This is a genomic window from Natronoarchaeum sp. GCM10025703 (genome assembly GCF_042661985.1).
Taxonomy (GTDB): domain Archaea; phylum Halobacteriota; class Halobacteria; order Halobacteriales; family Natronoarchaeaceae; genus Natranaeroarchaeum.
On record NZ_JBHSZF010000001.1, the window covers coordinates 2,624,355 to 2,643,135 of the forward strand.

14 protein-coding genes and 5 pseudogenes are annotated in these 18,781 nt (G+C 64.4%); 12 read left to right on the forward strand and 7 right to left on the reverse strand.

All coding sequences use genetic code 11. From position 1 onward, the window contains the following. The first annotated feature begins 120 nt into the window (after window positions 1-120). The 3 genes and pseudogenes from lonB to ACFQH2_RS14735 all read left to right on the forward strand — a co-directional run bounded on the left by lonB (window position 121) and on the right by ACFQH2_RS14735 (window position 3,791). Window positions 121-2,378, forward strand: a pseudogene (gene lonB, locus ACFQH2_RS14725) (ATP-dependent protease LonB). 132 nt (window positions 2,379-2,510) lie between these two features. Beyond that, a complete protein-coding gene (locus ACFQH2_RS14730) occupies window positions 2,511-3,332 on the forward strand; it encodes a CPBP family intramembrane glutamic endopeptidase (RefSeq protein ID WP_377076877.1) in 822 nt (273 codons plus the stop codon). A 108-nt stretch (window positions 3,333-3,440) separates the two neighbouring features. Then, complete coding sequence (locus ACFQH2_RS14735; RefSeq protein WP_377054869.1) at window positions 3,441-3,791, forward strand: hypothetical protein; 351 nt, start codon at window positions 3,441-3,443, stop codon at window positions 3,789-3,791. Here the strand turns inward: ACFQH2_RS14735 and ACFQH2_RS14740 are convergent. Continuing rightward, window positions 3,792-4,258 (reverse strand): annotated as a pseudogene (locus ACFQH2_RS14740) (methylated-DNA--[protein]-cysteine S-methyltransferase). Window positions 4,259-4,352: 94 nt separating this feature from the next. Between ACFQH2_RS14740 and trpC the strand changes: the two are divergent. From trpC to ACFQH2_RS14765, 5 genes are all read left to right on the forward strand, one after another. Beyond that, window positions 4,353-5,219 (forward strand): indole-3-glycerol phosphate synthase, encoded by an 867-nt coding sequence (gene trpC / locus ACFQH2_RS14745; protein WP_377054873.1) that lies wholly within the window; start codon window positions 4,353-4,355, stop codon window positions 5,217-5,219. Further along, entirely contained in the window at window positions 5,216-6,466 is a 1,251-nt protein-coding gene (gene trpB, locus ACFQH2_RS14750; RefSeq protein ID WP_377054875.1) for a tryptophan synthase subunit beta, read from the forward strand. Before trpC ends, trpB begins: the two co-directional genes overlap by 4 nt. Then, a complete protein-coding gene (gene trpA, locus ACFQH2_RS14755; RefSeq protein ID WP_377054877.1) occupies window positions 6,459-7,295 on the forward strand; it encodes a tryptophan synthase subunit alpha in 837 nt (278 codons plus the stop codon). The genes trpB and trpA overlap by 8 nt, the downstream gene beginning before the upstream one ends. Before the next feature lie 52 nt (window positions 7,296-7,347). Beyond that, a complete protein-coding gene (locus ACFQH2_RS14760; protein WP_377054879.1) occupies window positions 7,348-8,154 on the forward strand; it encodes a 2-amino-3,7-dideoxy-D-threo-hept-6-ulosonate synthase in 807 nt (268 codons plus the stop codon). A gap of 144 nt (window positions 8,155-8,298) precedes the next feature. Beyond that, complete coding sequence (locus tag ACFQH2_RS14765) at window positions 8,299-9,477, forward strand: 3-dehydroquinate synthase II (protein ID WP_377054881.1); 1,179 nt, start codon at window positions 8,299-8,301, stop codon at window positions 9,475-9,477. A gap of 12 nt (window positions 9,478-9,489) precedes the next feature. Here ACFQH2_RS14765 and ACFQH2_RS14770 read toward each other — a convergent pair whose 3' ends face one another. The 5 genes and pseudogenes from ACFQH2_RS14770 to ACFQH2_RS14790 form a co-directional block, all read right to left on the reverse strand. After that, window positions 9,490-9,948, reverse strand: a complete 459-nt coding sequence (locus ACFQH2_RS14770; protein WP_377054883.1) for a DUF6677 family protein — start codon at window positions 9,946-9,948, stop codon at window positions 9,490-9,492. A 58-nt stretch (window positions 9,949-10,006) separates the two neighbouring features. Further along, window positions 10,007-10,683: pseudogene (locus ACFQH2_RS14775) on the reverse strand (type I 3-dehydroquinate dehydratase). Window positions 10,684-10,787: 104 nt separating this feature from the next. Next, the gene (locus ACFQH2_RS14780; RefSeq protein WP_377054887.1) at window positions 10,788-11,759 is read right to left on the reverse strand and encodes a transcription initiation factor IIB; all 972 of its coding nucleotides are present in this window, start codon (window positions 11,757-11,759) and stop codon (window positions 10,788-10,790) included. Between the two features lie 178 nt (window positions 11,760-11,937). Continuing rightward, window positions 11,938-13,362: a small ribosomal subunit Rsm22 family protein gene (locus tag ACFQH2_RS14785; protein WP_377054889.1), complete on the reverse strand. Its 1,425-nt coding sequence runs from the start codon at window positions 13,360-13,362 to the stop codon at window positions 11,938-11,940. After that, a pseudogene (locus ACFQH2_RS14790) lies at window positions 13,355-14,088 on the reverse strand (prephenate dehydrogenase). Before ACFQH2_RS14790 ends, ACFQH2_RS14785 begins: the two are co-directional and overlap by 8 nt. A 95-nt stretch (window positions 14,089-14,183) precedes the next feature. Between ACFQH2_RS14790 and ACFQH2_RS14795 the strand changes: the two are divergent. After that, window positions 14,184-14,884: pseudogene (locus tag ACFQH2_RS14795) on the forward strand (phosphoglycerol geranylgeranyltransferase). A 9-nt stretch (window positions 14,885-14,893) separates the two neighbouring features. On the opposite strand, the gene ACFQH2_RS14800 reads toward ACFQH2_RS14795, so the two are convergent. After that, the gene (locus ACFQH2_RS14800) at window positions 14,894-15,289 is read right to left on the reverse strand and encodes a hypothetical protein (RefSeq protein WP_377054895.1); all 396 of its coding nucleotides are present in this window, start codon (window positions 15,287-15,289) and stop codon (window positions 14,894-14,896) included. Window positions 15,290-15,419: 130 nt separating this feature from the next. On the opposite strand from ACFQH2_RS14800, the gene ACFQH2_RS14805 reads away from it, so the two are divergent. The 3 genes from ACFQH2_RS14805 (at window position 15,420) to mfnA (ending at window position 18,611) form a co-directional block, all read left to right on the forward strand. Next, window positions 15,420-15,830, forward strand: a complete 411-nt coding sequence (locus ACFQH2_RS14805) for a winged helix-turn-helix transcriptional regulator (RefSeq protein WP_377054897.1) — start codon at window positions 15,420-15,422, stop codon at window positions 15,828-15,830. Between the two features lie 246 nt (window positions 15,831-16,076). Beyond that, a complete protein-coding gene (gene aspS / locus ACFQH2_RS14810; protein WP_377054899.1) occupies window positions 16,077-17,378 on the forward strand; it encodes an aspartate--tRNA(Asn) ligase in 1,302 nt (433 codons plus the stop codon). 159 nt (window positions 17,379-17,537) lie between these two features. Continuing rightward, entirely contained in the window at window positions 17,538-18,611 is a 1,074-nt protein-coding gene (gene mfnA, locus ACFQH2_RS14815) for a tyrosine decarboxylase MfnA (protein ID WP_377054901.1), read from the forward strand. Window positions 18,612-18,781: the final 170 nt, after the last annotated feature.

The following is an 18,781-nucleotide window of genomic DNA, read 5'->3' on the forward strand; positions in this document are numbered from 1 at the left end:
AACGTTCTAGTAACCAGTTCGGGTCGTCGCTGTGCTGCGGTTTTGTGATCTCAGTGAGAGATGGGGAGGGAGAAAGTATATCAGTGGAGCAGCCTTGAAAACAGGTAACAGAACGATTCTATGAGTAACGATAGGGATACCGACGAAGACCCCCGCGGAGATGGGGGAAACGATCCGCCTGTGGAGTCCCCGGCATCAGAGCACGATGCTCGGGCTGACTCGACCGACGACGCCGGTTCGTCAGGCAGTTCTGACGAGCGGTCGCCAGGAGAGGAACAGCCCTCAGCGCCGGACGACGGCGCGAGTGACACGTCCGAGGAGAGTTCCGAAGACGACGAGGGAGTCGAACCGAACGAGGTAATCGATCCGGATTCGGACTTCAGCGACTCGTCCGAGGAACGCATCGACCGCTCGGATATAGACGACGACTACGGCCTCGACGACGAACTCGGTAGCGAGGTCGAAGCCGACGTCCGCGACGACTTCGACGACGACGACCTGCTCGGCGGACTCGACATCGAGTCGACCGACGACATGTCGATCCCCGAGCAGATGGTCGATCAGGTGATCGGGCAGGACGAGGCCCGAGACATCGTCAAGAAGGCGGCCAAACAGCGCCGCCACGTGATGATGATCGGCTCGCCGGGGACCGGTAAGTCGATGCTGCGAAGGCGATGAGCCACCTCCTGCCGAAAGAGGATCTTCAGGACGTCCTGGTCTATCACAACCCCGACGACGGTAACGAACCGAAAGTCCGGACGGTACCCGCCGGCAAGGGAGACCAGATCATCGACGCCCACAAGGAAGAAGCCCGGAAGCGAAACCAGCTCCGGACCTTCCTGATGCTGATCATCGTGGTGATCATCCTCGGATACACGATCATCTCGAACGCGTCGATCCTGCTCGGGATTATCGCCGCTATCGCGGTGTACATCCTGTTCCGCTACACACAGCGTGGCAGCGATGCAGTCATCCCGAACATGATCGTCAACGCTACCGATCAGACGACCGCGCCGTTCGAGGACGCGACCGGCGCCCACGCCGGTGCACTGCTCGGTGACGTTCGGCACGACCCGTTCCAGTCCGGTGGAATGGAGACGCCGAGCCACGACCGCGTCGAACCCGGTGCGATCCACAAAGCCAACAAGGGCGTGCTGTTCGTCGACGAGATCAACACGCTCGACGTCCGCAGTCAGCAGAAACTGATGACGGCGATCCAGGAAGGCGAGTTCTCGATCACCGGTCAGTCCGAGCGCTCCTCGGGCGCGATGGTCCAGACCGAACCCGTTCCCTGTGACTTCATCATGATCGCGGCCGGGAACCGCGACGCGCTGGAGAACATGCATCCGGCCCTGCGCTCGCGTATCAAGGGGTACGGCTACGAGGTGTTCATGGACGATACCATCGAGGACACCCCCGAGATGCGACGGAAGTACGTGCGCTTCATCGCCCAGGAGGTCGAAAACGACGGCCGCCTGCCCCACTTCACGCCGGAAGCAGCGCGCGAAGTGATGCTCGAAGCGAAGCGCCGCTCCGGCCGGAAAGGCCATCTGACGCTTCACTTCCGGAGTCTCGGCGGCCTCGTCCGTGTCGCGGGCGACATCGCCCGTGCCGAGGACAAGGAACTCACCGAGCGTGAGGACGTCCTGCAGGCGAAACGCCGCTCGCGCTCGATCGAACAGCAGCTCGCGGACAACTACATCGAGCGCCGCAAGGACTACGAGCTAACGGTCGCGGACGGCGACGTCGTCGGTCGCGTCAACGGACTCGCGGTCATGGGCGAGGACTCCGGTATCATGCTCCCCGTCATGGCCGAGGTCGCCCCCGCACAGGGTGGCGGCCAGGTGATCGCCACCGGGAAGCTACAGGAGATGGCCGAGGAATCGGTCCAGAACGTCTCCGCGATCATCAAGAAGTTCTCGGACGTGGATCTCTCGGAGAAGGACATCCACATCCAGTTCGTGCAGGCAGGCCAGCAGGGAGTCGACGGCGACTCCGCATCGATTACGGTCGCGACGGCCGTCATCTCCGCGCTCGAAGACATGCCGCTCCGACAGGATCTGGCGATGACCGGATCGCTGTCGGTGCGCGGTGACGTGCTACCGGTCGGCGGTGTCACCCACAAGATCGAGGCCGCCGCCAAGTCCGGCATCGAGACGGTGATCATCCCCAAGGCCAACGAGCAGGACGTGATGATCGAGGACGAGTACGCCGAGATGGTCGAGATCATCCCGGTCAGCCACATCAGCGAGGTGCTCGACATCGCGCTGATCGGCGAGACCGAGAAGGACAGCCTCGTCGACCGCCTCAAGTCGATCACGGGCAACGCGCTCGACCGACAGGTCGGCGCTGGCAACTCGAACCCGAGCCCGCAGTAAGGCGTTCAGACGCCGGTCGATCCTTTTTTGTCGACATCACGATTCTCGGAGCGGTAGCTATCGCGGAGCGATGTTGCTCCCGAGAGCGGGGCGACGGTGCGTTTTTGTCGGTTCGGCGTCCTTTCTCTACCCGTGACACAGTGGCTCGTCTTCGCCGTGGTGACCGTGGTCGTTCTCGTCCTCGTCCTCGTCTTCGCACGGATGACGGCGTCTCTCGCGGGAGAGAGTGGCGGCGAGAGCGGTGAGGCCGGCCGCGCGCTGGAGGGCGTCGACCGGATCCCCGACCCGGGTTCGGAGTCCGCGAAGGAGCCCACGACCCCGCCAGTAGGCGGTGTCGAGGACCGGCCTGATACCGGTCCCGACGACCGAGGCGAGGGCGTGCCAGAGCAGTCCGGTCCCCGGCCGCGAGAGTCGGTCGACCTCGACGACCTCTCGAAACGCGAACTGTTCGCCAACGTCGCACTCACGCAGGGGGTGTTCGGTGCCGTCCTCGTCGGGGCGGCGTGGTGGACCGGCGTGCCAGCCTCGGCGCTCGGCGTCGAGCAAACGAGTGCAAGCATCGGCGTCGAAGCGGTCGCGCTCGGCACCGGAATCGGGCTTGCGCTGTACGTCGCCAACGCCGTCGCGGCCCTCGGCCTCGAACGGGTCGGTGTGGAGTTCGACGAGATGCTCCGGGAACTACTCGCACCGGACTCCCTTCGCGAGTGGGTCGTGCTCTTCCTGTTCGTGTTGCCGACTGTCGCGGCCTTCGAGGAACTCCTCTTTCGGGCGGCGCTGATCGGCGCATTCTCGACTGGCTTCGGCCTCTCGCCGTGGTTGCTGGCGGCCATCTCCTCGGTCGCGTTCGGCCTCGGCCACGGACTGCAGGGACCGGGGGAATCGTCGTCACGGGGGCACTGGGCTTTGTTCTCGCGGCCGCCTTCGTTCTCACGGGAAGCCTGCTCGTCGTGGTAACCGCTCACTACCTCATCAACGCCGCCGAGTTCGTCGTCCACGAGGGACTCGGCGTCGACCTGTCGGAAAACAGTAGTGCCTAAGTGCTGTGTGCGTCTGAGTCACGGTATGAGCGGACTGGCGGACCTCCCGCGGTGGATGAACCTGGCGCTGATCGGTAGCATCTTCGGATACGTCATGATGCTACTGTACGGCACCGCTACCGGGGATCCGGTCGCTGAGCTAACCGCCGACGTGTTGTTCGGGATTCTGGCAATCGCCATCGGCGCGGTGCTGTACTGGGCCGCGGAGAGTCGGACCGATCCGGTGCGTGCCGCGGGCGCGAGTTTCGTCACCGGGGGCCTGGCACAGTTCCTTGCGGTGCTGATGGACGACGTAGCGCTCGATCTGCTCGCGACGCTTGCGGTGCTGAGCGGTGTCGGCCTGTACATGTACGGAACCAGAACTTCGGGCGAGTAGCTACAGTCCTTCGATCGATCGCAACCGCTCGGCAACGTCCGGCGGCGTCGCACCCGGCGCGTTGCCGATGCGATGGTCGGGCACGAAGATCGGTGCGGGGTTCTCCCGCAGTGCGGTGCGGACCGTTTCGAGGTCGGCGTCGTCCTCGTGGGAGAGGCCCGATGTCATCCGCGTGAGCGCATCCATGTCGATCGATTTTCCGAACGGGACGTCCCGGACAGATTCCAGTACCCGCCGCTGATCGGTCGGGACCGTCAGCGCTACCTGTACGTCGTCGAACCCGTCCTCTTCTCTCGCGGTCAGATACGCCTCCAGACGGTCGAGCACTGGATGCTCGCTGAGAGCCCCTCCTCGGGCGTTTCGGGAAACGTCACCCGGAGCACCTTGCTGCTCGCGACGCCGATCTGGATGTATCGATCGATAACGTCGAACTCACGTGCGTAGATGCCGGCATCCTCCGTGGCCATGTGTTTGGATCCGGGCGTCAGGGACTTGAAGATTCCCGACGCGCCCCGACGGTGCGCAAGCCTTATGTACATATCCGTCCGTTAATGTACGATAATGAACGCTGATGATGCGGTCGCACCGGCGGTTCGATCGATCCTCGACGCGGCACGCTCACGCCCTGATCCCGACGGCGAGCGTGTCGACGTCCAACCGCGGTCGCTTCCCGACGCCCTCGCCAGCGCCGAGGCGGACGGCCGGGCCCCGGTCATCGCGGAGGTGAAGCCGACCAGTCCGACCACTGGGGAGACTCGCAGGGACGACCCGGTCGAACTGGCACAGGCGATGGTCGAGGGCGGTGCGGCGGCACTGTCGGTGCTGACAGAACCGGATCACTTCGGCGGGAGTCCGGCGTACCTCGAACGCGTCCGCGAGGCCGTCGACGTGCCGGTCCTGCGGAAAGATTTCGTGGTTCGAGAGCCCCAACTCGACGCCGTCGAGGCGGACGTGATCCTGTTGATCGTCCGCTTTGTCGACGACCTGCCCGGCCTGCTCGCCGCCGCGCGCGAGCGAGGGTTTCAGGTGCTCGTCGAGGCCCACACCGAAGCGGAACTCCGCGAAGCGGTCGAGGCGGGGGCGACGTTCGTCGGCGTGAACAACCGCGACCTGGCCAAACTCGACGTGGATCTCGGCACGTTCGAGCGGGTCGCCGCCGAGACGGAGGCTGTAACCGAGGACGTAACCCTGATCGCGGAAAGCGGCATCTCGAACCGCGCGGACGTCCACCGACTGCGGGCGGCGGGTGCAGACGCCCTGCTGATCGGGAGCGCGATCATGAACTACGGCGAGGGCGACGATCCGGCCGCGACGGTCCGGTCGAACACCGAATCACTCACGTCTACCGAGTCCGGAGACGGGGATAGCAACGCGCAGGACGGTTCGGCAAGCGACGACGCGACACCAACGGAGACACGAAACTCATGAGTACAACGAAGTTCGGAGAGTACGGCGGACAGTACGTGCCGGAAGTGCTGATGCCGGCAATCGAAGAGCTAGACGACGCCTACGAGCGCTACGTCCTGGAGAACGAGGACGGCTTCATGGACGAGTTCAGGGAGCGACTGGCCGACTTCGGCGGCCGACCGACGCCCCTCCAGCGCGCCGATCAGTTGAGCGACCGCTACGACGCGGAGGTCTACCTCAAACGCGAGGACCTGCTCCACGGCGGCGCACACAAACTCAACAACGCGCTGGGACAGGTGCTGCTCGCGAAGTATATGGGGAAAGAACGCATCGTCGCCGAGACCGGTGCGGGCCAGCACGGCACCGCGACTGCGATGGCGGCGGCGTATCTGGACATGCCCTGCGAGATCTATATGGGCAAACGCGACATCAACCGCCAGCGTCCCAACGTCTTCCGGATGCGGCTCAACGGTGCGGAACTCAACACCGTGACGGTCGGCCGGGGCACGCTCAAAGAGGCAATCAACGAGACGATGCGGGACTGGGCGACCAACGTCGAGGACACCCACTACGTCATCGGCTCTATCGTCGGCCCGCACCCGTTCCCGCGGATGGTGCGTGACTTCCAGTCGGTGATCGGCCGGGAGATCCGCGCACAGATTCAGGAGAAGGTGGGTCGCCTGCCCGACAGCGTCCTCGCCTGTGCGGGCGGCGGATCGAACACGATGGGTACTTTCCACGAGCTAGTCGGCGACGGCGACGTTTCCCTGTTCGCCGTCGAGGCGGGCGGTGACGGACTCGTCGTCGACGACGAAGAGGGCGTTGCGCCACACTCGGCGTCGCTATCGACCGGAAGCGAGGGTGTGCTCCACGGCGCGCGAACCAAGTTGCTGCAGGACGCCGACGGTCAGATCGTCGAGTCCCACAGCGTCTCCTCGGGACTCGACTACGCAGGTGTCGGCCCCGAACTCTCACATCTCGTCGACGAGGAGCGCGTAACTCCGGTGAACGTCGACGACACGGCCGCACTGGAAGGGTTCCACCGCCTCTCCCAGCTAGAGGGCGTGATTCCGGCGCTGGAGACCGCACACGCCTTTGCATTCCTCGAAGAGACGCTCGGTCCGGACGCCAGCCAGAGCCACGACCTCGGCGACCTGATCGTCGTAAACGTCTCCGGCCGCGGCGACAAGGACCTCGAAGCGGTGATCGAAGAGACCGAGAAGCGCGACCTCGATTCCGCACCGTCGATGGAGGTCCTCTATGAGTGACGAAATAGAGGACGCCTTCACGGGCGACCCGGCGCTCGTCCCGTACATCACTGCGGGTGATCCTGCACCGGAGGCGACCGCCGAGTACGTCGAAGCGCTCGCCGCGGGCGGGGCAGACGTGATCGAACTGGGGATGCCCTTCTCGGAACCGATTGCGGACGGTCCGACGATCCAGAACGCGATCCAGCGGGCACTGAAGGCCGGCACGACCCCCGAACGGTACTTCGAGATCGTCGAGTCGCTCGATATCGACGTGCCGGTCGTCTGTATGACGTATTACAACCTGCTCTACCAGTACGGGGAGAGCAGTCCGGGCGAAAGCGATTACGACCGACTCCAGCGCTTCGTCGAGCGGGCCGCCGAAGCGGGCGTCTCCGGACTCATCATCCCCGACCTGCCCGTCGACGAGAGCGACCCGCTCCGGGACGCCTGCGACGAGCACGGCCTCGACCTGATCTTCATCGTCGCGCCGACGACGACCGACGAGCGCCTGCGGAAGATGCGCGAGCAGGTCTCGGGGTTCGTCTACGTACAGGCCAGACTCGGCACGACCGGCGCGCAGGCCGACGTCAGCGACACGACACACGAGAGCCTTGCCCGACTCTCCGAGTGGGATGTCCCACGAGCAGTCGGCTTCGGCGTCAGCAAGGGCGAACACGCCACCGAAATCGTCGAAGCGGGCGCGGACGGCGTCGTCGCCGGCAGCGTCTTCGTCGACATGGTCGCAGAGGGCGAGGACGTCGCCGAACGCCTCGAAGCGAAAGCCGCCGAACTCAAGCAGGGAGCGCTCGATGGGACCACGAAGCGGACCGCCGAACCGGAACGATAACTGCCACGAATCGCAACAACCATAACCTACGGTTGCCACAGACTCACATACTATGAATACGGGAACGATCGCACGACTCCAGCGTATCGGGACAGGAGGGAAATACCTCATCGTCCCGATGGATCACGGGATCACACTGGGCGCAGTAACGGGACTCAAAGATATCGAATCGACGATCGACGGGATCACGAGCGGCGGCGCGGACGCCGTCCTCACGCAGAAAGGGCTCGCTCCACGGGTCCACGAGCACAAAAACGGTGCGGGCTACATCATCCATCTGAACGCCTCGACGGCTATCGGCCCGGACTCGAACGACAAGCGCCGCACCGGGACGGTCGAGGAAGCGGTCCGCGTCGGTGCCGACGCCGTCTCCTATCACATCAACGTCGGCAGCAAGTACGAGCGCGAACAGCTAGCCGATCTGGCGGAAGTGACCGACGAGGCCGACCGTCTCGGCGTCCCGGTCCTGGCGATGGCCTACGCCCGCGGCGAGCATCTCGAAGGCGACGATCCGGAACACAACGCCGAGTATCTGGGCCATGCGGCCCGCCTCGCCGAGGAGGCCGGTGCCGACGTCGTCAAGACCGCCTACAGCGGCGACGCAGCGAGTTTCGCCCACGTGACGAGTTCGACCAGCCTGCCGGTCGTCATCGCCGGCGGAAGCCCCGGCACCGACCGCGGGACCGTCGAGATGGTCCGCGGCGCGATGGACGCCGGCGCGGACGGCGTCTCGATGGGTCGGTCGATCTTCCAGCACGACGATCCGGAAGCGATCACGACCGCGGTCAGCGCGGTCATCCACGACGACTGCTCGACCGAAGAAGCGCTCGACCGGGCTGACCTCGCTGTCGAAGCCTGACGTTTTGTCCTCGCCGCCGCGCTCTCTCCTGCGGACACTATCCGCCGGGTCCACGTGGTCCCTCCAGCAACGAGTTCGACCGTGGCGGCGGGGGCCCTGCCCGCTTCCGCCACGTTCAAGCCGGACCGCTGCGAGCGTTGGGACATGACACGCGAAGTCTGGCTGAAGGCCGACGACTCCGTCGGCGACTGGGATCAGCGGCGCAAGCGGATCACGGCGGGCCTGGAGTCCGGCGTCGACTGGATACTCGTCGACGAGGACGACGTCGCGAAGGTACGAGAGCTCGGCGACGTCAACGTGGCGGCCTTTCGCACCGGCGGCGACGTCGACGTCATCGACGACGCTGAGTCCGAACAGGAAGCCGCCGATGCCGATGCCTACATCGTCGGCAAAGACGGCGAGGGCGACGGGACAGTAGACCTTCCGAGCGACTTCTCCGGCTCGGCCGACCTCTCGACGCTCCGGCGCGAGGACAACCGCGCTGACGGCGCGTACGTTCGTATCTTCGACGAGGACTACGAAGCGTTCGCCGAGGCCGCCGCCGACGAGGCCGACTACACGATGATCGTCAGCGAGAACTGGTCGATCATTCCGCTGGAGAACCTCATCGCGCGGATCGGCGACGAGACGACGTTGATCGCCGGCGTCACCAGCGCCGAGGAGGCACAGACGGCCTACGAGACCCTGGAGATCGGTGCGGATGCCGTCCTGCTCGACAGCGACAATCCCGACGAGATCCGCTCGACGGTCGAGGTCCGCGACGAGGCCGAACGCGAGACGCTCGATCTCACTCAGGCTGAAGTGCGGACCATCGAACGCGCCGGTAGCGCCGACCGCGTCTGCGTCGACACCGGCTCACTGCTCGAACACGACGAGGGGATGTTGATCGGGTCGATGTCACGTGGTCTCGTCTTCGTCCACGCCGAGACGGCCGAGTCGCCGTACGTCGCTTCCCGGCCGTTCCGCGTCAACGCTGGTGCGGTCCACGCCTACATCCGAACGCCCGACGGCGGCACGAAATATCTCTCTGAACTCAAAAGCGGCGACGAGGTACAGGTCGTCGACACCGACGGCAACACCCGCGAGGCAGTCGTCGGACGCGTGAAGATAGAACAGCGCCCGATGTTCCGCCTCGAAGCGGAGCTCGACAACGGCGACCGGATCGAGACGCTGATCCAGAACGCCGAGACGGTGAAAGTCGCGACGAACGAGGGCCGCAAGGCCGTCACCGACCTGGAAGCCGGTGACGAGATCATGCTCTACCACGAAGATACGGCTCGGCACTTCGGGGAAGCCGTCGACGAAAAGATTATCGAAAAGTAACGGTCGGGACTGTCAGACGTTCCCTGCGCCGTCCGCCTCGCCGGTCGGGTCCGCGTTCTTCGTTCCCTCGGTTTCGTCTAGCTGTTCGAGTTCTGTCGTACACCAGTGACAGAACGTGAGGTCCTCGTCGAGTTCCTTCCCACAGTAGGGACAGGACGCCGCGACGTCGTCCTCAGTGGCTGTCGGCCGGTCGACGTACGCCGCGAGGACGTAGGCGTCGAGGACGTTGAAAAACAGGATGGACGAGAGCGCAAGCGACTCGCCGAAACTGAGCTGTTGAGCAACGGCCTGGGCACCACCGAGCACCGTGTCGGCGGACTCGAACGCAGCGTTCGGAATAATGAACACGACTGCGGAAACGACTAGACCGAACCAGAGGAGGGCGCGGAGCCAGCGACGGAGGTACGCGTGCCCCAGACCGGGGTAGACAAACGCAAGCAGGACAGCGATCAGCGGACGTTTCCGGATCATGACCTTTGCTCAGGTTAGCTACCGTGGACTCATTAGACTGTCGACAGCGAGCCAGCGGTTACTCCTCTGCTCGGAGGTCGTCGACGAGCCGTCGGAGTGTTGACAGATCGTACTGTCCGGGCGCAGTCGCGTCCGCAGGGTCGACGGGTGCGTAGCCTATCGCAGAGCCGTAGACGGGCGCAACAGCGCGGGAGTGTCGACCCTGCTCACCCATCGCCATCGTCGCGACGGTCTCTCCCCGTGCGCTGAACGCCTCTGTCGCCCCGAGGAGGTCGAGTACGTCTCGGGTGCTCCGTGCGGTGACGGCAGCTTGCCGACGTCACCGCGATTCGTCGCCCGTCGGAGGAGTTTTCGGAGGTCGGCCGCCGAGGGCGTGCGCTCGAAGTCGTGGGTCGACGCGATGACGGACACGTCTTCGGCCCGGGCACTGGCCGCGGTCTCTTTGCCCTGCTCCGTCTCCAGGCTGTTCAGTTCCACGTCGATTGCCTCGACTGCTGGTAGCTCTGCGGCCGTCGCGAGCGTTTCGAGACGTCCGTTTTCGGGTGCCTCGCCGCCCTCCCACTCGGCGCGGTTGGTCGCGATAATCGGGAGTTCGCCGTCGTATTCGTGGAGCGCCGGCACTGGATCGGCAGCGAGATCCATCCGGAACTCGACGGCATCGGCGTGGTCGCGGGCAACTGGTTCGTCGTCGAGGCTCGCGGTCGAGGCCGCGAGCACGAACGAATCGAAGTTCATGTCTACGGACACGGAAGGGGGAACAAAAAAGGTGCGTTACACGTTGACAAGCCTGATACGGGCGCTGTCGCTCGAGAGGGAGAGAACGTAAAACCGATGACAGATCAGGCGAGACCGAGGCTCTCTTCGGCTTCGAGGAGTTCGTGGTAGCGGTTACGGATCGTGACTTCGGAGATGTCGGCGACCTCGCTGACTGCGGCCTGGGTCGTCTTCTCGTTGGTCAGCAGTGCAGCGGCGTACACTGCGGCGGCGGCGAGACCGACCGGCGACTTGCCGCTGTGGACGCCTTTCTCTTTGGCGTTCTGCAGAAGCTTGCGGGCGCGGTGCTCGGACTCGTCGGAGAGACCGAGGCCGGAGGCAAACCGCGGCACGTAGCTCTCGGGGTCCGCCGGTTGGACTTCGAGGCCGAGTTCGCGTACCACGTAGCGGTAGGTCCGGGCGACTTCGTTTTTCTCGACGCGGCTGACTTCCGCAATCTCGTCGAGACTGCGGGGGACGCCGGCCTGACGGGCGGCGGCGTAGACACAGGCCGTCGAGACGCCTTCGATGGAACGGCCGGGGAGGAGGTCCTCGTTGAGGGCGCGGCGGTAGATGACGCTGGCCGTCTCGCGGACGTTGCTGGGCAGGCCGAGCGCGCTGGCCATCCGGTCGATTTCGCCGAGTGCCTGCTTGAGGTTGCGCTCTTTGCTGTCACGAGTGCGGAAGCGCTCGTTCCATTTGCGAAGCCGCTGCATCTTCTCGCGCTGCCGCGACCCGAGGGAGTTGCCGTACGCGTCCTTGTCGCGCCAGTCGATGTTCGTCGAGAGCCCTTTGTCGTGCATCGTGTTCGTCGTCGGCGCACCAACGCGGGACTTCTGGTTTTTCTCCTGCGCGTCGAACGCGCGCCACTCGGGGCCACGGTCGACCGAGTCCTCCTCGACGACGAGTCCACAGTCAGTACAGACGGTCTCGCCGTGTTCCTCGTCGTTGATGAGCTGGCCGCTACATTCTGGACAGGCAAGCCCCTCGTCGTTGCTTTCCTGTTCTTGTTCCTGTTCTCGGTCGCGCGTTCGCGTGCGGGTGTTTGATTCAGTCATTGGTGCGAAGGCGGATGCTAACCGGGCAGGTAACCCTGGAAAAATCCCGGGTGATTCCTTTCGTATGACTTGCGAGCACTCCTATATAATAGCTTTGGTATGGAAATCCCATCGGGCAGAGCGAGCGGTTATACCTCACGAATAGCGATAATAATCAAAACCTTCATGTTGTTGAGTATCACGCAACCATCGCGTCGACAACCGTCTCGCCATCGACGACCAGATTGTATGCGCCTTCGTCGTCGTTCCAGAGCGCCAGCACCGACTCGAACGCCAGCAGGTCCCCGTACTCGGCATCGACGAGGTTCCGGTTGAGCGACGTCTCCCGCGTCAGGACGGCGTAGTGTTCGACCGACTCGCTCCCATCGCTGATCTTGAATAGCGGATTGGCGTCACCCTCGGAGAGCGAGTGACTGAGTTTGAGCGCCAGCAGATCGATCCGGTTCGAGACGTGCGCTTCCATCTCTGCCATCTTGGCCCAGCGGTCTGGGTCGGGCGTTGCCTCCAGTCGCCGTTTCCCGTCGGTTCTGAGGATCGAGTGGGAGAACTGCACGTCCACGTTGACGAACTCGCCCTGATGATGGTCGGGGTCGGTCGCGGCGTCTTCGATGCGCTGCTGGAACGACGGCACCGCGAGGTCGGGTTTGACGTCGAACGACCAGCCCCGATCGGTGGGCGATTCGTCGGGCCAGAGTCGGATCGTCGGCGAGTAGACCGTCGCACCAGGTCCCGTCGGATCGTCGGCGAGAGCGCGTTCCACTTCCCGCAGTTCCGTGCTGGTGTTCCTGTCGGCGGGCGCCAGCGCGACCATCGATCCATCCGGCGCGAGGGCGTCCAGATACCGCGTCGCAACTGCCGTCGGATCCGACAGTTCGCTGAGCACGTTGCCGAAGAGTATCAGGTCGAACTCGCCCGGCGGGTCGAACGACTCCGCCTGCTCGGAGTGAATCTCCGTGTGGACGTTCCGCCCCGTCGCGTCGAGCATCGAGGAAAGCACCGTCTCGGCCTCGCTTGGTTCGACCGCGTGATACTCGACCAGCGCGTCGTCGGGGAGTAGATCACAGAGTCCCAGCGCGGGGCCGCCAACGCCCGCTCCGACATCTAGTACTCTGAGCGTTCGGGGTAGCAATCGACGGTCGATCAGGTCCGAGAGCGCGTACTGGACGACCGCGTAGTAGTCCGGCAGGTGATAGATCGCGTACGCCAGCGCCGCCTCGTAACCGTACTCGACTGGGTTCTGGCGGTAGTAGGCGTCTTTGAGCTTCCGGATCCGGTCTCGAAGGATCTCGCCGGACTCGCCCGTGGGCCAGTCCCGGCCGTACTCTTCGGTCAGCAAGTCTTCGAGCCGTTGCCCGTACTGCTCGGGGAACCGGTCGATGCGTCGGACCTCGGTCGTCACTGGCTCCTCCTCGACCGGCACGAACGTGCCGTCGTCGGTCTCGACGAGGCCGAGGTCGACCGCCTCCTCGCGGAGGGTTTGGCGCACGACCGCGGGATGTGGCTGGCTCTCTATGTACTCGTAGATCTCCTCGGGATCGATCGGTCGCACCTGTCGGAGATACTTCGCGTTCTCGCGGATCGCCGTTCGTTCGTCGTCAGTCATCAGTAGTAGTCCTCTCTGCGGCCCGGTAGAGTCGCTCGAACGCCTCGTCGTCCGCCTCGGCGATCCGGCGGGCCGCCGCCGCGACGTCCTCTGCACCGTCGAACGTCGACTGGATTTCGGCGTAGACCGCCGGCGTGTTGCCCGTCACCTGCTCGACCAGTTCTTCTGCCCGCCCGACACCGGCGTCTGGAACCGATCGGGAACGTCGTCGGTCGCCAGCGCGTACGCGAGCACTGCTGCATGTGCGCTGGCCTGCACACTGTTCATCGCCTCGTCGTGTTCTTTCGGGGTTGTCTCGAACAGATCGTTGCCCGCCGCCGCGAGCGCCGCCCGCAGTTCGTCGGTGACCGGCCCGGCGTTGTCGGAGACGACGGCCACGTTGCCCGGGGCGTTCTCCGGCGCGAACAGCGGGTGGAAACTGATGCGTTCGAGCTCCGGGGCGTGGGTGCGCATCGCATCGACCGCCCCCGCCATTGCGCCCGTAACGTCGATGATCGCCGCAGTCGCCCGATCCGCGTACGTCGCAATCGTGGCCTCGGCGGCGGACATCGGAACGGCGATACAGACGACCTCGTACTGCTCGTCCGGCGCGGCGGTGCGGCCGCCGACAGCCTCCACTGCGGCCGCTGCGGCGGCCTCGTCGAGATCCGTGAAGACGGGCGTGGCATCGACGGTCCCGCCGATCCAGCGGCCCATCGCACCCGCGCCGACGATCAGTACCTCCATCGAGGCGAGATAGCAAGCCTCGCCTCAAAAGAGATTCGGAAGTCAGGGGCTACATTCCGAAGGGGTTTTAGTCGCTTCGTTGGATTGATTCGGGTATGACTGCTCCCTGGGCCGAGTGGGACCACATCGTGAAGATCGATCCCGACAAGACGTTACCGGAGGGGAAACCTACGAAGACGTGCTGGCGACCGGCACTGACGCGATCGAGATCGGCGGGACCACCGGGATGACGACAGACAAGATGGAACGGGTCATCGAGGCCTGTGCGACCTACGACGTACCGCTGTATCTCGAACCGAGTGCGCCGGAAGTCGCCGTCAACGACGACGCACTGGATGGCTATCTCATCCCGACGGTGTTCAACACACAGAACCCGTTCTGGCTCGCGGGCGCCCACAAGGAGTGGACGCGGATCGAGGACGACCTGCCCTGGGACCGGATCACGACCGAGGCGTATATCGTGATGAACCCCGACTCGGCCGTCGCCACGTACACCGAGGCCGACTGTGATCTGACACCCGACGACGTGGCCGCCTACGCCAGCGTCGCCGAACGGCTGTTCGGCCAGGAGATCGTTTACGTCGAATACTCGGGCACGCTCGGCGATCCTGAAGTCGTCGGTGCGGCCCACGACGCCCTCGACGAGGCCACCCTGTTCTACGGTGGCGGCGTCCACGACTACGAGTCGGCGCACGAACTCGGCCAGTATAGCGATGTCGTCGTCGTCGGCGACCTCGTCCACAACGAGGGGGCCGAGGCGGTCGCCGAGACGGTGCGTGGCGCACAGGACGCCTGACCGCTCTTTTCAGAGGTTTCTGACCCGATCGACGAGCGCGACGACACAGCCGACCGCCGCAATGACGTGAGCCAGTCCGAGCGCGATCAACCGCCCCGTCGTCGCGCCATCGAGCGTCGACGCGAACTGAAGCACGAGAGCGGAGAGCAAAAGCACGACCACAGCGATACCGAGGAACGGCCGGTCCGGGTCCTCCAGTCGCCACGCTAATACCGAGTACGTCACCGCCGCACCGATCCCGGCGGCCGTCGAGACGAGCACGACCGGAACGAGTGAGAGCGGCCCGAACCAGCCGACCGTCACGGACGCCAGCACGAGTAACAGCAGGTTGCCAGCGACGGCCAGACTGATCGCGTATGCCGCTCGGTCGGCGACCGTTCGAAGGGCAGGACGTATCGTGGTCATACACCGACTATACTCTTCGAAGTGATAAACTTACAACTTCTGAAGTATCACGGTGCTGGCCTCGAAGCCGGGATCCCTTCCATAGTTCAGAAAACAAAAGTATTAGAAACAGTACCTCGTTGCACCGCGTATGAGCGAGAACAACGGGCCGCCGATGGATCGCGAACCACCCCGTAGCAGGGGCGAGGACGTCGAGGCGCTCCGAGCGTCGCTCTCTGAGCGCGAGCGAGCGGCCGTCGAGGAGACAGTCGGCGACCTGCTCGGGCTCCTCGGAAAAGCCCATGCCATGGCGGTCCTGAGCGAGTTCGCGATTTCGGAGGAAGCGCTCCGGTTTTCCGAACTCCAGTCGACCCTCGATGTCCCGCCGAACACGCTCTCGACACGGCTCTCGGAGCTAACCGAGGCGGGGTTCCTCTCACGGACCTCATACGACGAGGTCCCGCCGCGGGTCGTCTACGAGCCGACGGAGAAAGCCGAAGCGCTGTTCCCGGCCTTCGGCCACCTCCACAAGTGGGCGATCAAACAGGTCACGGAACGCTGAACGACTCCGGGCAGCGGACTCACTCGAACTGGTCTCTTACTGAAGCACGAGGATCCGTTCGGCGTCCTCTGCGCTCGCTACGCGTATCTGCGTCATACGGGATGATACGGTCCGGACTCGTCAAAAACCACCGGCGAGCGCTGATTGCGTATAGCGATAAAAGCTATATAACCGCCGATGCGGGACCGCTCGTCGCCTCCGAAACGAACCGACGCAGTTTAAGGCTCGGCGGCGAAAATCGAGGGTATGGAAGACCGAACGTACACAGCGGACGCCGAACCGGGCGATACCGTCACCGTCGCCGGGTGGGCACACGAGCTCCGCGACCTCGGTGGCATCGCATTCCTCATCGTGCGCGACACGAGCGGAAAGATCCAGGTCAAATTCGAGAAAGACGAGATGGACGACGACCTCGTCGAGACCGGATTGGACGTCTCCCGCGAGAGCGTCGTAAGCGTGACCGGGAGTGTCGAGGAGGAGCCGCGTGCACCGACAGACGTCGAGATCGTCCCCGAGTCGATCGAAATTATCTCCGAGGCCGACCCCGAACTACCGCTCGATCCCTCCGGGAAAGTCGATGCAGATCTCTCGACGCGGCTGGACAACCGAACCCTCGACGTCCGCAAGCCCGAGGTGAAAGCCATCTTCGAGATCCGCGCCGAGATCCTTCGCGCGGTCCGCGAGTACTTCCGCTCGGTCGGCGGCACCGAGATCAACACGCCGAAGATCGTCGCCACAGGGACTGAGGGCGGCACCGAGCTGTTCCCGGTCACCTACTTCGGTCAGGAGGCATTCATGAACCAGTCGCCACAGCTGTTCAAGCAGCTGATGGTCGGTTCCGGCCTCGAACGCGTCTTCGAGATCGGCCCGATCTTCCGTGCCGAGGAGCACAACACGCCGCGACACCTCAACGAGGCGACGATGATCGACTTCGAGTCGGCCTTCATCGACCACAACGAGGCAATGGACGTCTGTGAGGGCACGCTGCACGCCGCCTATCAGGCCGTCGAGGAGAACTGCCAGAAGCAGCTCGAACTGCTCGGCTACGACGAGTTCGGGGCTCCCGAAGAGGACTTCCCCCGACTCACCTACGAGGAGGCGCTCGAACGCATCAACGCGACGGGCGAACTCGACGAACAGCTCGTCTGGGGCGACGACCTCTCGACAGAGGCCGAGAAGACGCTTGGCGAGGAGATGGGCGGCCACTACTTCATCACCGACTGGCCCAGCGAGATCAAGCCGTTCTACATCCAGGACTACGACGACGACCCCGAACTCTCGAAGGGCTTCGACCTGATGCACCCGCGCATGGAACTGGTCTCCGGCGGTCAGCGTGAACACCGCTTCGAGCCGCTCGAAGAAGGCTTCGAGCAGCAGGGTCTCGATCCCAGCCAGTTCGAGTACTACACGAAGATGTTCCGCTACGGGATGCCGCCCCACGCCGGGTGGGCCTACGGCGTCGAGCGCGTCGTCATGACGATGCTCGATCTCAATAACATTCGGGAAGCGGTACTGTTCCCGCGAGATCGGCAGCGTCTGTCGCCGTAGGCGACGACGCTACTGTCGAGCGGGAGCCAGAGGGGCGAACGCAGTGAGTCCCTCGTGTTCCCGCGAGATCGGTACGAAACGACCCGCGAGCGACGACGATACGCCGGCCCCCTTCTGCAAACACAATCACTAAACGGGTGACGCCCGTCATTGGTGTCAATGCGAGCAGAGCCGCAGGATTTCAGTCGGGTCCTCTCTTCGATGTGTACGACGCCGCACCCGGCCGCACGCGAGGCGGCAGAGCGGTTTCTCGCCACGAACCCCGGCGATCCGGACACCTACCAGTCAGTGGCCGACCTGGAAGAGCGAGCGATAGCGATACTCGGTGAGATAACCGGGCTCAGCGAGCCACGGGGATACATCGCGAGTGGCGGCACGGAAGCCAACATCCAGGCCGTGCGGGCGGCCCGGAACCTGGCCGTGACTGCCGAGCCAAACGTCGTCGTCCCCGAGAGCGGGCACTTCAGTTTCAAGAAGGCCGCGGGCGTCCTCAACGTCGAACTCCGGACCGCGCCGGTAGGCGACGAGTTCCGGGCTGATCTCGACGGCGTCCGATCGCTGGTCGACGAGGACACGGCGCTGGTCGTCGGCGTCGCCGGAACGACCGAATACGGACGGATCGATCCGCTCGCGGGACTGAGTGAGATCGCCCGAGAGGTCGGTGCATTGTTCCACGTCGACGCGGCGTGGGGCGGGTTCGCCCTTCCGTTTACCGACTACGACTGGCGCTTCGATCAGGTACCGATCGATACGATGACCATCGACCCACACAAGATGGGTCAGGCCGCGGTTCCCGCGGGTGGATTTCTCACGTCGTCGACGGACGTCCTCGACGCGCTGGCAATCGACACGCCGTATCTGGAGTCGACCGATCAGGCCACGCTGACGGGGACGCGAAGCGGTGCAGGCGTCGCCAGTGCCGTTGCCGTGATGGACGAACTCTGGCCGGACGGCTACCGCGAGCAGTACGACCGCGCCATGGCGAACGCGGAGTGGCTGGCCGCCGCCTTCGAGGAGCGGGGGTTCGACGCCATCTCGCCGACGCTCCCGCTGATCGCGGTCGACCTCCCAGAGGGGCTCTTCGCCGGACTGCGCGACAGGGGGTGGCGGATCTCCCGGACGAGCACCGGAGAGCTACGGGTGGTCTGTATGCCCCACGTCACTCGTGAGATGTTGAGCGAGTTCATCAGCGACGTGGACGCACTGCGAGCGCCAGCCCGGACGAACTCCTGAGGGCTACGCAGAGGGCGGAGTTTCTACGCGATACTGCCGAAAAAGCCCGTATTAGTGTCTGAAAAGCGCATATACGATAACAACAGGTATGCTTTCCGGCAGCGTATTTAGCTCGAAGGAGCGGTGGCATCCAGACAAAGTATAAACATCATACTGCGATACGAAACCAC

Coding starts and splice junctions, on each gene's coding strand:
- ACFQH2_RS14770 (WP_377054883.1), bottom strand. CDS start 9,948: ATGATCCGGAAACGTCCGCTGATCGCTGTCCTGCTTGCGTTTGTCTAC.
- aspS (WP_377054899.1), top strand. CDS start 16,077: ATGGAAGACCGAACGTACACAGCGGACGCCGAACCGGGCGATACCGTC.
- trpA (WP_377054877.1), top strand. CDS start 6,459: ATGAGTGACGAAATAGAGGACGCCTTCACGGGCGACCCGGCGCTCGTC.
- ACFQH2_RS14765 (WP_377054881.1), top strand. CDS start 8,299: ATGACACGCGAAGTCTGGCTGAAGGCCGACGACTCCGTCGGCGACTGG.
- ACFQH2_RS14800 (WP_377054895.1), bottom strand. CDS start 15,289: ATGACCACGATACGTCCTGCCCTTCGAACGGTCGCCGACCGAGCGGCA.
- ACFQH2_RS14735 (WP_377054869.1), top strand. CDS start 3,441: ATGAGCGGACTGGCGGACCTCCCGCGGTGGATGAACCTGGCGCTGATC.
- ACFQH2_RS14785 (WP_377054889.1), bottom strand. CDS start 13,362: ATGACTGACGACGAACGAACGGCGATCCGCGAGAACGCGAAGTATCTC.
- ACFQH2_RS14760 (WP_377054879.1), top strand. CDS start 7,348: ATGAATACGGGAACGATCGCACGACTCCAGCGTATCGGGACAGGAGGG.
- mfnA (WP_377054901.1), top strand. CDS start 17,538: ATGCGAGCAGAGCCGCAGGATTTCAGTCGGGTCCTCTCTTCGATGTGT.
- trpC (WP_377054873.1), top strand. CDS start 4,353: ATGAACGCTGATGATGCGGTCGCACCGGCGGTTCGATCGATCCTCGAC.
- ACFQH2_RS14805 (WP_377054897.1), top strand. CDS start 15,420: ATGAGCGAGAACAACGGGCCGCCGATGGATCGCGAACCACCCCGTAGC.
- trpB (WP_377054875.1), top strand. CDS start 5,216: ATGAGTACAACGAAGTTCGGAGAGTACGGCGGACAGTACGTGCCGGAA.
- ACFQH2_RS14780 (WP_377054887.1), bottom strand. CDS start 11,759: ATGACTGAATCAAACACCCGCACGCGAACGCGCGACCGAGAACAGGAA.